This window comes from Micromonospora sp. CA-248089 (genome assembly GCF_050948515.1).
In the GTDB taxonomy this organism is placed as follows: Bacteria; Actinomycetota; Actinomycetes; order Mycobacteriales; family Micromonosporaceae; genus Micromonospora.
The window spans coordinates 6,176,737-6,191,396 of record NZ_CP192016.1; the positions used below are offsets into that span (position 1 = coordinate 6,176,737).

13 protein-coding genes are annotated in these 14,660 nt (G+C 73.0%); 9 read left to right on the forward strand and 4 right to left on the reverse strand.

All coding sequences use genetic code 11. The annotated features are described in order from the left end of the window. Nucleotides 1-31 precede the first annotated feature (31 nt). The 8 genes from ACQP26_RS28970 to ACQP26_RS29005 all read left to right on the forward strand — a co-directional run bounded on the left by ACQP26_RS28970 (nt 32) and on the right by ACQP26_RS29005 (nt 9,922). Nucleotides 32-775 (forward strand): metallophosphoesterase family protein, encoded by a 744-nt coding sequence (locus ACQP26_RS28970; RefSeq protein WP_433494491.1) that lies wholly within the window; start codon nt 32-34, stop codon nt 773-775. Nucleotides 776-880: 105 nt separating this feature from the next. After that, nucleotides 881-1,492, forward strand: a complete 612-nt coding sequence (locus tag ACQP26_RS28975; protein WP_269703623.1) for a TetR/AcrR family transcriptional regulator — start codon at nt 881-883, stop codon at nt 1,490-1,492. Nucleotides 1,493-1,521: 29 nt separating this feature from the next. Next, nucleotides 1,522-2,319, forward strand: a complete 798-nt coding sequence (locus tag ACQP26_RS28980) for a TIGR03084 family metal-binding protein (RefSeq protein ID WP_433494492.1) — start codon at nt 1,522-1,524, stop codon at nt 2,317-2,319. Next, nucleotides 2,316-3,992, forward strand: a complete 1,677-nt coding sequence (locus ACQP26_RS28985) for an acyclic terpene utilization AtuA family protein (protein WP_281579556.1) — start codon at nt 2,316-2,318, stop codon at nt 3,990-3,992. Before ACQP26_RS28980 ends, ACQP26_RS28985 begins: the two co-directional genes overlap by 4 nt. After that, nucleotides 3,989-5,128 carry an acyl-CoA dehydrogenase family protein gene (locus ACQP26_RS28990; RefSeq protein WP_269703620.1) on the forward strand — a complete coding sequence of 380 codons (1,140 nt, stop codon included), beginning with the start codon at nt 3,989-3,991 and terminating at the stop codon, nt 5,126-5,128. The genes ACQP26_RS28985 and ACQP26_RS28990 overlap by 4 nt, the downstream gene beginning before the upstream one ends. After that, nucleotides 5,125-6,732, forward strand: a complete 1,608-nt coding sequence (locus tag ACQP26_RS28995) for an acyl-CoA carboxylase subunit beta (protein WP_269703619.1) — start codon at nt 5,125-5,127, stop codon at nt 6,730-6,732. Before ACQP26_RS28990 ends, ACQP26_RS28995 begins: the two co-directional genes overlap by 4 nt. A 14-nt stretch (nt 6,733-6,746) precedes the next feature. Next, the gene (locus ACQP26_RS29000) at nt 6,747-8,762 is read left to right on the forward strand and encodes a biotin carboxylase N-terminal domain-containing protein (RefSeq protein ID WP_433494493.1); all 2,016 of its coding nucleotides are present in this window, start codon (nt 6,747-6,749) and stop codon (nt 8,760-8,762) included. Further along, entirely contained in the window at nt 8,759-9,922 is a 1,164-nt protein-coding gene (locus tag ACQP26_RS29005; RefSeq protein ID WP_269703617.1) for an acyl-CoA dehydrogenase family protein, read from the forward strand. Before ACQP26_RS29000 ends, ACQP26_RS29005 begins: the two co-directional genes overlap by 4 nt. Nucleotides 9,923-10,003: 81 nt before the next feature. On the opposite strand, the gene ACQP26_RS29010 is transcribed toward ACQP26_RS29005, so the two are convergent. Together ACQP26_RS29010 and ACQP26_RS29015 are read right to left on the reverse strand one after the other, a co-directional pair. Further along, the gene (locus tag ACQP26_RS29010; protein WP_433494494.1) at nt 10,004-11,041 is read right to left on the reverse strand and encodes a hypothetical protein; all 1,038 of its coding nucleotides are present in this window, start codon (nt 11,039-11,041) and stop codon (nt 10,004-10,006) included. After that, nucleotides 11,038-11,979, reverse strand: coding sequence for a transporter substrate-binding domain-containing protein (locus ACQP26_RS29015; RefSeq protein WP_269703615.1), 942 nt, complete (start codon nt 11,977-11,979; stop codon nt 11,038-11,040). The genes ACQP26_RS29010 and ACQP26_RS29015 overlap by 4 nt, the downstream gene beginning before the upstream one ends. 254 nt (nt 11,980-12,233) lie before the next feature. Here ACQP26_RS29015 and ACQP26_RS29020 point away from each other — a divergent pair, with 254 nt between their 5' ends. Further along, complete coding sequence (locus tag ACQP26_RS29020; protein WP_269703614.1) at nt 12,234-12,701, forward strand: hypothetical protein; 468 nt, start codon at nt 12,234-12,236, stop codon at nt 12,699-12,701. On the opposite strand, the gene ACQP26_RS29025 is transcribed toward ACQP26_RS29020, so the two are convergent. After that, the gene (locus ACQP26_RS29025; protein WP_433494495.1) at nt 12,688-14,163 is read right to left on the reverse strand and encodes a serine/threonine-protein kinase; all 1,476 of its coding nucleotides are present in this window, start codon (nt 14,161-14,163) and stop codon (nt 12,688-12,690) included. The genes ACQP26_RS29020 and ACQP26_RS29025 overlap by 14 nt on opposite strands. 30 nt (nt 14,164-14,193) lie before the next feature. Further along, complete coding sequence (locus ACQP26_RS29030; RefSeq protein ID WP_433494496.1) at nt 14,194-14,652, reverse strand: hypothetical protein; 459 nt, start codon at nt 14,650-14,652, stop codon at nt 14,194-14,196. Nucleotides 14,653-14,660 lie beyond the last annotated feature (8 nt).

The window sequence follows — 14,660 nt, forward strand, 5'->3', positions numbered from 1 at the left end:
CCTCCCGCGCCGGTGTCGCCAGGCTGGGACGATGCCCGATCGCGTCGCCGTCCTCTCCGACATCCACGGTGTGCTGCCCGCGCTGGAAGCAGTCCTGGCCGAGCCGGACGTGGCCGCCGCCGACCTGATCGTCCTCACCGGTGACCTGGCGGCCGGTCCGCAGCCGGTCGAGGTGCTGGACCGGCTGGCCGCGCTCGGTGACCGGGCCTGCTGGGTCGGCGGGAACGCCGACCGGGAGCTGGTGCAGGCGCGGGCCGGCAGGCCGTCGGCGATCGAGGTCTCCAACTGGGCCGCGGGGCAGCTCCGCGACGACCAGGTGGCCCGGCTGGCCGCGCTGCCGCCGTCCGTCACGCTGCCGGTCACCGGCCTGGGCGAGGTGCTGTTCTGCCACGCCACCCCGCGCGACGACGAGGAGGTAGTGCTCGTCGACTCACGGCTCAACCGCTGGGCCGAGGTCTTCGCCGGCCTGCCGGCCGAGGTCGGCACGGTGGTCTGCGGGCACACGCACATGCCGTTCACCCGGCTGGCCGACCGTCGCCTGGTGGTGAACCCGGGCAGCGTCGGAATGCCGTACGGGGGCGCGGGCGCCTGGTGGGCGCTGCTCGGCCCGGGCGTGCAGATGCGCCGGACGCGCTTCGACGTGGACGCCGCCTGCGCCCGGATCGCCGCCGAGTCCACGTTCCCGGATGCGGCGGCCTGGGCCGACGAGTACGTCCGCTCCCGTCACTCCGACGCCGACGCGCTCACGGTCTTCGCGCCGCGCGACGGCCGCTGAGGCGTTAAAAGGGGGCCCTTCCTCTACCGCAGGCGTTAACAAGGGCCCCCTCCTTTCAAAAAAGTCAGGCTTGACTGTTTGTTTTGGGCGGGGCACGCTGTCTGCGTGTCGAGCCGGGTTCCACAGCAGGAGCGCAGCCGTGCCACCCAGGCCCGGCTGCTGGAGGCGACTGTCGAGTGCCTGGTGGAGCACGGCTGGTCCGGCACCACGACGACTGTGGTGGCCGCCCGCGCCGGCGTCTCCCGGGGCGCCCAGCTGCACCACTACCCCACCCGGGCCGCGCTGGTGACCGCCGCCGTCACCCACCTGACCGAGCGCCGGGCGGCCGAGCTGCGCGCCGAGGCGGCGCACCTGCCGGTCGGCTCGAAGCGGCTCGACGGGGTGGTCGACCTGCTCGCCGCCTCGTTCACCGGCCCGCTGTTCGTGGCCGCGCTGGAGCTGTGGGTGGCCGCCCGTACCGACGCCGAGCTGCGGGCCGCGCTGGTGCCGCTGGAGGCGCGGATCGGTCGCGAGATGCACCGGCTCACCGTCGAACTGCTCGGTGTGGACGAGCGCAAGCCAGGCGTACGCGAGTCGGTGCAGGCCACGCTCGACCTGCTCCGCGGCCTCGGCGTGGCCAACCTGCTCAGCGACGACTCGCCGCGCCGCGCCGCCCTGCTGCACACCTGGAAACGCCAGCTCGCCGCGCTGCTCACCCCCGAGAGCGAGCGGCACTGATCCCCTGCCCACCCCCGCCCGGAGGCACAATGGTCGACCTGACAGCCCTGCTCGCGGATCTGGCCGCCGAGTCCGAACAGCTCGACGCGCTCGTCGCGGACCTGCCGCCGGAAGGATGGGAGCGGCCGACGCCAGCCCCGGGCTGGACCGTCGCACACCAGATCGCGCACCTGGCCTGGACCGACCACGTCGCGTACCTGGCGGCCACCGACGAGTCCGCGTTCTTCGCCTCGGTGATGGCCGCGCCGGACCCGTCGCGCCTGGTCGAGGACGGTGCCGAGTCCTTCCTCGCGCCCCCGGCCGCGCTGCTGGCCCGCTGGCGTTCCGGCCGGTCGGCGCTCGCCGGAGCGGTCGCCGCCGTCCCGGCCGGGCAGAAGATCCCCTGGTACGGCACCAGCATGTCGCCGACGTCGATGGTGACGGCCCGGCTGATGGAGACGTGGGCGCACGGCGAGGACGTGGCCGACGCGCTCGGCGTCAGCCGTGCCCCGACGCAGCGCCTGCGGCACATCGCGCACCTCGGCTTCCGTACCCTCGGGCACGGCTTCGCGGCCCACGGCCGCGCGGTGCCCACGGCGCCGGTGCGGGTCGAGCTGACCGCGCCCACGGGCGGTGACGTGTGGGAGTTCGGGCCGGCGGACGCGGCCGACCGGGTGACCGGCCCGGCGCTCGACTTCTGCCTGCTCGTCACGCAGCGCCGGCACCGCGCCGACCTGGCCCTGACCGCTACCGGACCGGTGGCCGACGAGTGGCTGGACGTGGCCCAGGCGTTCGCCGGCCCGCCCGGCGACAAGCGGGAACCCGCCGCGAGCGGAGTTCCCTCATGAGCGTGCTGCGGATCGGGAACGCGTCGGGCTTCTACGGCGACCGCTTCGCCGCCTGGCGGGAGATGCTCGACGGCGGCGAGCTGGACGTGCTGACCGGTGACTACCTGGCCGAGCTGACCATGCTCATCCTCGGCCGGGACCGGATGCGCGACCCGTCGCTGGGCTACGCGAAAACCTTCCTGCGCCAGGCGGAGGGCGTGCTCGGCACCGCGCTGGAACGCGGCGTCACGCTCGTCACCAACGCGGGCGGCCTCAACCCGGCCGGGCTGGCCGACGCGATCCGGTCGCTCGGCGACCGGCTCGGCCTCCAGGTCCGGGTCGGGTACGTCGAGGGCGACGCGATCCAGCGGCCGGACGCGCTGACCGCGAACGCGTACCTGGGTGCGTTCGGCATCGCGGCCTGCCTCGACGCGGGCGCGGACGTGGTGGTCACCGGGCGGGTGACCGACGCCTCGCTGGCGGTCGGTCCGGCCATCGCCCGCTTCGGGTGGACCCGCGACGACCTCGACGCGCTGGCCGGCGCGACGGTGGCCGGTCACCTGATCGAGTGCGGCGCGCAGGTCACCGGCGGCAACTTCAGCTTCTTCACCGAACTGCCGGACGGCGGGCACCGCCCCGGCTTCCCGATCGCCGAGCTGCACCCGGACGGCTCGTCGGTGCTCACCAAGCACCCCGGCACCGGCGGCGCGGTCACCGTGGAGACGGTCACCGCCCAACTGCTGTACGAGGTGGGCGGGCCGGACTACCTCGGGCCGGACGTGGTGACCCGGCTGGACACGGTGCGGCTGGAGCAGGAGGGCCCGGACCGGGTACGCGTCTCCGGGGTGCGCGGCACGCCGCCGCCGGACACGCTCAAGGTGGGCGTCAACAACCTGGGCGGCTTCCGCAACTCGATGACGTTCGTGCTGTGCGGGCTGGACATCCCGGCCAAGGCGGCACTGGTCCGCGCCCAGATCGAGGAGTCGGTCGGCACGGAAGGGCTGGAGTTCACGCTGGCCCGTACCGACCACCCGGACACCGGCGACACCGAGGCGGCGAGCGCGCTGCTGCACGTACACCTGCGCGACGGCGACAAGTCGCGGGCCGGGCGGGCGTTCTCGGCGGCGGCGGTGGAGCTGGCGCTGGCCTCGTACCCGGGTTGCACGCTCACCACGCTGCCCGGCGACGCGACGCCGTACGGGGTGTTCACCGCCGACACGATCGCGCAGGACGCGGTCGAGCACGTCGCGGTGCTGCCGTCCGGCGAGCGGGTGCCGATCCCTCCGCCGACGGTGACGGGCGGTTTGCAGGGGGCCCCGGTACAACACGAGGCGTTAACAGGGGGCCCTTCCTTACCCGCAACCCGGCGAGGGCCGCTCGGTGAGCTGGTCGGCGCGCGGTCCGGCGACAAGGGCGGCGACGCCAACCTGGGCGTCTGGGCGCGCACCGACGCGACCTGGCCGTGGCTGCGCGACTGGCTGACGGTGGAGCGGCTGGCCGAGCTGCTGCCGGAGACGGCGGCGCTCACCGTCGAGCGGTACGAGCTGCCGAACCTGCGTGCCGTCAACTTCGTGATCCGAGGGCTGCTCGGACAGGGCGTGGCCGCGTCCACCCGGTTCGACCCCCAGGCCAAGGCGCTCGGCGAGTTGCTGCGCTCCCGGGTGGTCGACCTACCGACGGAGGCACGCGCATGACCATCGTGGACACGCCGGAACGCCGGCAACTGCGCGAGCTGACCCGCTCGTTCGTCACCCGGGAGGTGCTGCCGCACCTGTCCGACTGGGAGCGGGCGGGCGAGGTGCCCCGGTCGCTGCACGAGACCGCCGCGAAGATCGGCCTGCTCGGCATCGGCTTCCCGGAGTCGGTCGGCGGCAGCGGTGGTGACCTGCTCGACTCGATGGTGGTCACCGAGGAGATCATCCGCTCGGGTGGGTCGTCCGGGCTGGTCGCCGCGTTGTTCACGCACGGGATCGCGCTGCCGCACATGGTCGAGACCCAGGACGAAGGGCTGATCGACAAGTACGTCCGGCCCGCGCTCGCCGGGACGATGATCGGCGCACTGGCGATCACCGAACCGGACGGCGGCTCGGACGTGGCGGGCATCCGCACCTGCGCCGTCCGCGACGGCGACCACTACGTCGTCAACGGCGCCAAGACGTACATCACCAGCGGGGTCCGCGCCGACTTCGTCACCACCGCGGTCTGCACCGACTTCCCCGGCTCGGGCTCCGTCAGCCTGCTGGTGATCGACAAGGGCACGCCCGGGTTCACAGTGGGCCGGCGGCTGGAGAAGCTGGGCTGGCACTGCTCCGACACGGCCGAGCTGTCCTTCGTCGACGTACGGGTGCCGGTGACGAACCGGGTCGGCCCGGAGGACACCGGATTCCTCGCCATCATGCAGCAGTTCGCCAACGAGCGGCTGTCGCTCGCCACCCAGGCGTACGCGACCGCGCAGCGCTGCGTGGACCTGTCGGTGCAGTGGTGCCGGGACCGCTCCACGTTCGGCCGTCCGCTCGTCGGACGCCAGGTCGTCCGGCACAAGCTGGCCGAGATGCACAGCCGCACCGACGCGGCCCGGGCGTACGTGCACGACGTCGCCGAGCGGGTGGCCGCCGGGCAGCCGGTGGTGACCGAGGTGGCGATGGCGAAGAACGTCGCGGTGGCCACCTGCGACTGGGTGGTCGACGCGGCGCTGCAACTGCACGGCGGCTTCGGCTACATGCGCGACGCCGAGGTGGAGCGGCACTACCGGGACGCCCGTCTGCTCGGCATCGGCGGCGGCACCACCGAGATCATGAACGAGATCATCGCGAAGGGCATGGGCCTATGAGCACGACTGTCCTGCAGAGCACCATCGACCCGTCCGCGCCCGCCTTCACCGCGAACCGGGAGGCGCTGCTGGAACGCCTGGCCGAGCTGGAGGAGGCGCTCGACCAGGCCCGGGGCGGTGGCGGCGAAAAGTACGTGACCCGCCACCACGGTCGCGGCAAGCTGCTCCCCCGGGAGCGGATCGAGCTGCTGCTCGACCCGGACAGCCCGTTCCTGGAGTTGTCGTCGGTGGCCGCGTACGGCACCGACTTCCCGGTCGGCGCCAGCACCGTGACCGGCATCGGCGTGGTCGAGGGCGTCGAGTGCCTGATCGTGGCGAACGACCCGACGGTACGCGGCGGCGCGATCAACCCGTGGTCGCTGGCGAAGACCCGACGGGCCGGTGAGATCGCGGCGGCCAACCGGCTGCCGATGGTGAACCTGGTCGAGTCGGCCGGCGCGGACCTGCCCACCCAGGCGGAGATCTTCATCCCCGGCGGCCGGGTGTTCCGTGACCTGACCCGGCTGTCCGCGCAGCGGATCCCGACCGTGAGCGTCGTCTTCGGCAACGCCACCGCCGGTGGCGCGTACGTGCCGGGCATGTCGGACTTCACCATCATGATCCGGGACCGGTCGCAGGTCTACCTGGCCGGGCCGCCGCTGGTGAAGATGGCCACCGGCGAGGTCACCGACGACGAGTCGCTCGGCGGCGCGGCGATGCACGCTACCACGTCCGGCCTGGCCGACTTCCTCGCCGAGGACGAGCGCGACGGCATCCGGCTGGCCCGGCAGTGCGTCCGCCGGCTCAACTGGCGCAAGCAGGGCCCGCCGCCGCGCAACCCGCACCCGCTGCCACCCCGGTACGACCCGGAGGAGCTGCTCGGCATCGCCAGCGCCGACCTGAAGGTGCCGTTCGACCCGCGCGAGGTGCTGGCCCGGGTGCTCGACGACAGCGCGTTCGACGAGTTCAAGCCCGGCTACGGCACCGCGCTGGTGACCGGCTGGGGTGAGCTGCACGGCTACCCGGTCGGCGTGCTGGCGAACGCCCGAGGCGTGCTGTTCAGCGAGGAGGCGCAGAAGGCGGCCCAGTTCATCCAGCTCGCCAACGCGGCGGACACACCGCTGGTCTTCCTCCAGAACACCACCGGCTACATGGTCGGCACCGAGTACGAGCAGCGCGGCATCATCAAGCACGGCGCCTTCATGATCAACGCGGTGTCGAACTCGAAGGTGCCGCACCTGACCGTCAATCTGGGCGCCTCCTACGGCGCCGGCAACTACGGCATGTGCGGCCGGGCGTACGAGCCCCGGTTCCTGTTCACCTGGCCGAACGCGAAGTCGGCGGTGATGGGCCCGGCGCAGCTCGCCGGGGTGCTGTCCATCGTGGCCCGCCAGGCCGCCGCCGCGCGGGGACGCGAGTACGACGAGGACACCGACGCCGCCATGCGGATGATGGTCGAGCAGCAGATCGAGTCGCAGTCCGGCGCTCTGTTCCTGTCCGGGCGGCTCTACGACGACGGGGTGATCGACCCCCGGGACACCCGTACCGTCCTCGGGCTGTGCCTGTCGGCGATCCACAACGGACCGGTGAAGGGCGCCGACGGTTTCGGCGTCTTCCGGATGTAGGGGGCGTGCTCAAAATGATCACCAAGCTTCTGGTTGCGAACCGGGGCGAAATCGCCCGCCGGGTCTTCGCCACCTGCCGCACCCTCGGCGTGGCCACCGTCGCCGTGCACTCCGACGCGGACGCCGACGCGCCGTTCGTCGCCGACGCCGACCAGGCCGTACGGCTGCCGGGTAACACGCCGGCCGAGACGTACCTGCGCATCGACGCCGTCCTGGACGCGGCCCGGCGTTCCGGCGCCGACGCCGTCCACCCCGGCTACGGGTTCCTGGCCGAGAACGCGGAGTTCGCGGCGGCGGTGACCGACGCGGGCCTGACCTGGGTCGGTCCGTCGGCCAAGGCGATCGCCGCGATGGGCGACAAGATGGCCGCCAAGGCGCTGCTCGCCGACGCGGGCGTGCCGATGCTGCCCACCTGGACCGACCCGGCCGAGGTGACCGCCTTCCCGGTGCTGGTCAAGGCCTCGGCGGGCGGCGGCGGCCGGGGCATGCGGATCGTCCGCGACGCCGACGGGCTGGCCGAGGCCGTCGCGGGCGCACGCCGCGAGGCGGCGGCGGCGTTCGGCGACGGCACCGTCTTCATCGAGCGGTACGTGGAACGCGGCCGCCACGTCGAGGTGCAGATCTTCGGCGACACCCACGGCACGGTCGTGGCGCTCGGAGTACGCGACTGCTCGATCCAGCGCCGGCACCAGAAGATCGTCGAGGAGGCACCCGGTGTGCTGCCCGACGACGTACGCGCGGCGCTGCACGAGGCGGCGGTGGCGGCCGGTCGGGCCGTCGACTACGTCGGCGCGGGCACCGTGGAGTTCCTGCTCGCGCCGGACGGTCAGGTGCACTTCCTGGAGATGAACACCCGCCTCCAGGTGGAGCACCCGGTCACCGAGCTGACCACCGGGCTGGACCTGGTGCGGCTGCAACTGCTCGTCGCCGAGGGCGAGCCGCTGCCGGTCACCACCACGCCGCCGGCCGACGGCCACGCCATCGAGGTACGGCTGTGCGCCGAGGACCCGGCCCAGGGTTTCCGTCCGGCCACCGGCACGCTGCACCGGTTCGCGATCCCCGGGGTCGCCGCCGAGTTCGGTCCGGCCCGTGGTCTGCGCCTGGACTCGGGCGTGGTGGACGGCTCGACGGTGAGCGTGCACTACGACTCGATGCTGGCGAAGCTCGTCGCCTGGGCGCCCACCCGCACCGAGGCGGCCCGCGCCCTGGCCGGCGCGCTGGCCCGCGCCGAACTGCACGGTGTGGCCACCAACCGGGACCTGCTGGTCCGCGTCCTGCGCAGCCCGGAGTTCGCCGCCGTGGACGTGGACACCGGCTTCCTGGACCGGCACCCGGAGGTGTTCGAGCCGCTGCTGCCGGCCGAGCAGCTTCCGGTGGCGGCACTGGCCGCCGCGCTGGCCGGTGCCGCCGCGCGCCGGGCCGCCGCCCCGGTGCTGGCCGGGCTGCCGTCGGGCTGGCGCAACGTGCCGTCCGTCCCGCAGGTCACCCGCTTCACCGGCCCGGGTGACGAGGAGATCGAGGTCCAGTACCGCCTGGACCGCACCGGCGCCCTCGCCGAGTGGGGAAGGAAGGGCCCCCTCTTAACGGATTCGGTAGAGGAAGGGTCCCCTGTTAACAGCGCCCTGCCGGTGGTCGAGCTCGTGACTGCCACCCCGGACCGGGTGGTGCTCGACGTCGACGGGGTACGGCGGGCCTTCCGCGTACACCGGGCGGGGTCGTCGGTCTTCGTGGACGGCCCGGACGGGGCGGCGAGCCTCACCGAGCTGCCCCGCCTGCCCCTGCCCACCGCGGAGCTGGCGGCCGGGTCGCTGCTCGCGCCGCTGCCCGGCGCGGTGACCCGGGTGCACGTCGAGGTCGGTCAGCGGGTCGCCGCCGGTGACCTGCTGCTGACGCTGGAAGCGATGAAGCTCGAACATCCCGTGCTCGCCCCCGCCGACGGCGTGGTGACGGAACTGCCGGTTCCGGCCGGCGGCCAGGTCGAGACGGGTGCCGTACTTGCCGTGGTGGACCCCGAGGAGGACCCGCAGTGAACTTCGACCTGACCCCCGAGCAGGACCAGCTCCGCGACGCCGTCCGGGCGTTGGGCCGCAAGTACGGCCACTCCTACTTCGTCGAGAAGGCCAAGTCCGGCGGGCACACCGACGAGCTGTGGCACGAGGCCGGCCGGCTGGGCTACCTGGGCGTGAACATCCCCACCGAGTACGGCGGCGGGGGCGGCGGCATCACCGAGCTGGCGCTGGTGTGCGAGGAACTGGCCGCGACGGGCTGCCCGCTGCTGCTCCTGGTGGTCTCCCCCGCCATCGCCGCCACGATCATCCACAAGCACGGTACGGAGGAGCAGCGCAAGAAGCACCTCCCCGGCCTCGCCGACGGCTCCCAGAAGATCGTCTTCGCGATCACCGAGCCGGACGCCGGCTCGAACTTCCACCGCCTCGCCACGGTGGCCCGCCGCGACGGCGACGACTGGCTGCTCAGCGGCCGGAAGATCTACATCTCCGGGGTGGACGAGGCCGGGCACGTGCTCGTGGTCGCTCGTACCGAGGACGCGTCCACCGGGAAGTTGAAGCCGGCGCTGTTCATCGTGCCGACCGACGCGCCCGGCCTGGAGAAGTCCAAGCTGGACATGGAGATCCTGTCGCCGGAGAACCAGTTCCTGCTCTTCCTCGACGACGTCCGGCTGCCCGCCGACGCGCTCGTCGGCGAGTCGCTCGACGCCGGGCTGCCCGCGCTGTTCGCCGGGCTCAACCCGGAGCGCATCACGGTGGCCGCGATGGGCGCCGGCACCGGCCGGTACGCGATCGAGAGGGCCAGCGACTACACGTCCACCCGCAAGGTGTGGGGCGGGCGCTCGATCGGCTCGCACCAGGGGGTGTCGCACCCGCTGGCGCACGCGGCAGTGCAGGTCGAGCTGGCCCGGCTGATGATCCACAAGGCGGCGACGCTCTACGACGCGGGCCGCGACCTGGAGGCCGGCATCTCCGGCAACATGGCCAAGTACGCGGCCGGCGAGGCCGCCGCGCTCGCCGTCGACACCGCCGTCCAGGCGCTCGGCGGGGCCGGCATGACCACCGAGTACGGCGTGTCGACGCTGCTCGGCGCGGTCCGCGCCGGACGGATCGCCCCGGTCAGCCGGGAGATGATCCTCAACTTCGTCGCCCAGCACGTCCTCGGCCAGGACAAGTCCTACTGACGAACGGCTGCGGTGGGTGGAACGTCAAAGGTGTCGACGTTCCACCCACCCTCGCCCGCGGCGGCCTGGCGCTCACCGAGGTCAGTCGACGGTGCGGCAGGCGGCGTCGATGCGGTGCACCGGGCGGACCCGCCGGCCCAGCCCTTCCAGCAGCGAGTCCTCCACGTGGAAGTCGTGCACCCGCAGCTGCCGCCGGGGCAGTTCCTCCTCACTCGGGCAGAGCACCTGGGCGCGTACCTGGTCGACCGGCACGTAGCGCACGCCACCGCGTTCCTGGAGCAGCACCACGTCCACGTCGTCGACGGTGACCACGTGGCCGCGCACATCCTCGGTGACGCCGGGCGAGGACTCCACAGTGGTCACCGTGAGCGGCAGCACCGGCGTGCTGATCACCGGCAACGCGGCCCAGACCAGCATGGCCAGCACCGCCGCCTCGGTGATCGACGCGAGCGGCCGGACCACCGCCGCCGGCAGCGGACCGGTCACGAACAGGGCCAGCACCGGGGGTACGACGAGCAGCGCCACCGCGAACGCCTCTCCCTGCCGGACGGCGTCCAGCAGGGTGGGCCCGAGCAGCCAGAGGTAGCCGGCGAACCCGGCGGCGAGCAGCAGCAGCCGGGGCAGCCGCTGCTCGTGCAGCCGGTGCGGGGTGAGTTGGAACGCGGCCACGAACGCGGGCAGCAGCAACGGCAGGTAGAGCAGCGGCCAGGTGATGAGCGCGAGCAGGAAGCTGGCCACGGCGAACCAGGCGGGTGTGCCGTCCACCCAGCGGGCGAAGAGGGGCCGGCGGATCCCCGGCAGCATGCGGTCCACGCTGACCCGCAGCACGGCGCCCAGCGCGAACACCGCGACGAGCGCCGTGGAGAGCAGGGCGGCGGCCGTGGTGAGGAAGCCGGCCAGCAGGTTCACCGTGCCGACGTTCGCCACCAGCAGCAGCGTGGTCTGCAACTCGCCGCCCGCCTCGACGCCGAGGCGCAGCACCGAGAAGACGGCGGGCACCCCGACCACTGCGGTCCAGAACGACTGGCTGGCCCGGGCGCGGCGCTCGGCCGGGTCGGCGGGTGGCGGTGCGGGCCGGTCCGGCGCCGCGGTGCCGGGCAGCGTCGCCGGCGCCGTCATCGCCGGGGTGCCTTGTCTTCGAAGTCGACGAGCTTCGGCACGTTCAGCGGCTGCGGCTGTGACTTGTCCGCCTTCAGCCACGGCCCGAGGGTGCGGTTGTACGCGGTCAGCCACGGGCTGCTGATTCCGTCGCGCCCCTCCAGGTAGCTCTTGTGCAGGAAGAACGCGACGAGGTCACGCAGCGCCGGGTCACCGATCGGCACCCCGACGCCGAGCAGTTCGCTGGTGCCGAACGGCATGTCGACGATCTCAAACTCGGTCGGGTACTGGGAGAGGAAGCCGGCCAGGATCGTCTCGTCGGAGCTGACCGCGTCGTAACGCCCCGTCCGGATGCCCCGGACGCAGTCGCCGACCTCCTTCACCACGTACGCCCGTACCTGGTGCTTCTCCAGTTCGGCCTCGGTGGTCGAGCCGCCGCTGGTGCAGACCTTCAGCTCCGGCCGGCGCAGGTCCTCGATGGTGCGGACCCGGTCGCGCAGCCGCTTCGGCACCATCACCTCCTGCGTGGTGACGAAGTACGGCCCGGCGAAGCTGACGAGCTTCTCCCGCTCCTCGGTCATGGAGAAGCTCGACACCACCAGGTCGACGGTGCCGCCCTGGAGGGCGGGAATGCGGTCCTCGGTGGCCAGCGACACCCATTCGATCCGCTGGTCGCCCTCGAAGCCGAGCGACGCGGCGATGTAGCGGGCGATCTCGACGTCGAAGCCAACGTGCGCGCCGTTGCGCAGCTCACCCATCAGGGGCTCGGTGGTGGCGACCCCTATCTTGATCTTTGCCTGGCCGTCGATGTGCGACTCGCGCAGCTTGTCGAGCACCGACGGCAGTGGCGGCTCCCGGCGGTTGTCGCAACCGGCCGCGGCGGCCAGCGTCAGGGTCAGCGCCACCGCCAGGGTGGTGGCGAGGGTACGGAAGCGGTGGCGGGCAGAAACCTCGGGCATCGGGCTACCTCGCTCACTACGCGGCGACTGAGCACCCAGGGTAGCGGCAGACACACAGTCGGCTATGACCTTGCGGCGTCGCCATCGAGGCAGCCGGCAGGGATCGACGCTCACGGTCGCGGCCCCCAAATGTGGATCGATACGGCAAACGACCAGGCGTGGTCACGGTGCTTTCTCGACAGTGGAGCGTCGCTGACGGGAAGCCGTCTCATCCCGCCGGTTGACAGGTGGACGCGCTGGGCCATGCTTGTCGGGTGAGATCGTTCCCGAAGCCCGATGCGCGGGCGAAGGCCGTCGTCGCGTGCATGGCGACGGTGGCGGCGGTGGTGTCCCTCGCCGTGTGGCGTCCGCCCGGCATCCTGTCGGTCGTGCTGGCCCTGGTCTGCGTCCTGCTCGCCATGATCACCGGAGTGACGATCACCGCCGCCCGCCAGCCCGGCGCCACCGGCGGATCCGCCCCGCAGACCGACAACTGGCCGGTCGTCCCCCACCAGGGGTACGGCGTGGACGCCGACACGCTGGAGGCGATCGACCCGCGCGCGGTGCGGAACCTGCGCACCCCGGCGGGCCAGCCGATCGACGCGGACACGCTGGAGACGCTCGACCCCCGGGTCGTACGCGGCATGCGGGCGACCACAGCGGTGGACGCCGACACGCTGGAGACGCTCGACCCGCGGTCGGTCCGGCAGAGCCGGACCGTGAACGGGCTCAGCGACCGGTGAGCGTCGGACCGGCCAGCGCGTTCACGCCCCGGCCGGCCAGACAGCGGTAGGTGCGGTCCGCCTCGGCCTCCGGCGGCAACACCTCCAGGTTCCACCCGGTCGCCGACTTGCCCCTGCTGACCAGCCGGAACGTGTCGACGTTGCAGACCCGCGCGACGGCCGGGTCGGCCGCCACCGTCTCGTGCCGGGCACCGGCGAGACCGTCCGGCAGGTCACCGGCGGCGTAGGTCTCCCAGGTGTGCTGGCCGTCGCACGGCACCCGGCTCGCCTCGGCCCGGTCGCGGCGCAGCCGTACCGGACCGAAGCACTCCAGCTCCGTCGCGCAGCGGGCCCCGGCGGGCAGCCGCACGTCGGCTGACGCGCAGCCGGGCACCGGCGCCACCCCGGCCACGCCGCTGGGCGTCGGCGTCGGCGCGGCGGCCGGCGCGTGCCCGGCGGCCACCCAGCCGCCGCCGGCCGAGGCGGCGAGCGCGAGCACGCCGGCGCCACCGAGGAACCAACGCCTGGGCCAGCGCCGGCCACGCGAGGCCACCGTCGGGTGGTCGTCGTCGGCGGGCGGTCGCGGGTTCGGCCCGCCGGTGCGGTGGAACCGGTCGCTGCCGGCACCGTCGTACGGCCCGCCGGTCGCCGGGGCGCCGTCCAGCGGCAGCGAGGCGAGCAGGCCGCGCAGCTCGACCGCGGAGGGCCGCGCACCCGGGTCGTTCGACATACCCAACCGGAGTACGTCGATCAGCTCACCGGGCACGCCGGGCAGGCCCGGGATCGGCTGCTGGAACATCTCCAGCACGGTGACCAGGCTCGGGTTGCGCTCGGACTGCCAGCGCGGCGGGCGGCCGTACATCACCGCGTAGAGGGTGGCGCACAGCGAGTAGACGTCGACGGCGGGCGTGGGCGGGCTGTGGTTGAACGTCTCCGGCGGCGCGTACGCCGGGGTGAGCGCCTCCAGCATGACCGAGGAGTCGCGGAACTCGGCGAGCACCGCCAGGCCGAAGTCGGCCAGGACCGCCGAGTTGAACTCGGAGTGCAGGATGTTCGCCGGCTTGACATCGCGGTGCAGGACGCCTGCCGCATGCGAGTGGGCCAGCGCGTCGGCGATCTTCACGCCGAGGTCGCGGGTCTCGGCCGCGCCCAGCGGCGAGGTGCGCATCCGCTCGGCGTACGAGCCGTCGCACAGTTCCATGATGAGGTAGGGGTGCTGGTCGACGGTGACCCCGACGTCGAACAGGTCCACCACGTGCGGGTGCGACGACATCCGCCCGGCGGCGCGGGCCTCACGCAGGAAGCGGGCCTGGTCGCGCTCACTGTCGAGCGTACGGTTCTCGATCTTGACCGCGACCTCGCGTCCCACCGAGATCTGCGTGGCCCGGTAGATGGTGGCGTAGCCGCCCCGGGCGAACACCTGCAGATCGGTCAGACCGGGCACGATGGGCAGCCGGAGGGCGCCGGGCGGGATCTCGGTCACGACTCGAAAATACCCAACGATCCGGACCCGTCAGCGCGCCGCGTCGGCGGCCGGCACCGGTTCCGAGGCGGAGTCGTCAGTGGCGACCCCCGCCCGGCGGGCGTCCCACCACAGGCCGACGGCCGTCGCGACAGCGCCCAGCCCTTCCCACGCGGCGACCCCGAAGAAGCGGTCCGGCGCGACGTCGGAGAGCACCGCGATGGTGAACACCGTGAAGGTGACCAGGCGGAACCAGACGGTGAACCGGTAGAACGGCCGCCACTCGGTGGCGACGGCGAGCAGGTAGTAGACCCCCATGTTGAACGAGGCCATCGAGGACGCGGTGAGGAACGTGCCGGTGTAGTCGCCCGGAGCGCGCTCGGCCGGCACCTCGAAGCCGAGCAGGCGCAGCTGCGTCTCCGGCCAGATCAGACCCAGCGCGCCGAGCAGCAGCGCGAGGAGCCCGAAGACCGCGATCGTCCAGCCGGCGCCCGAGCGCGGCAGCCTCATCGTCCCTC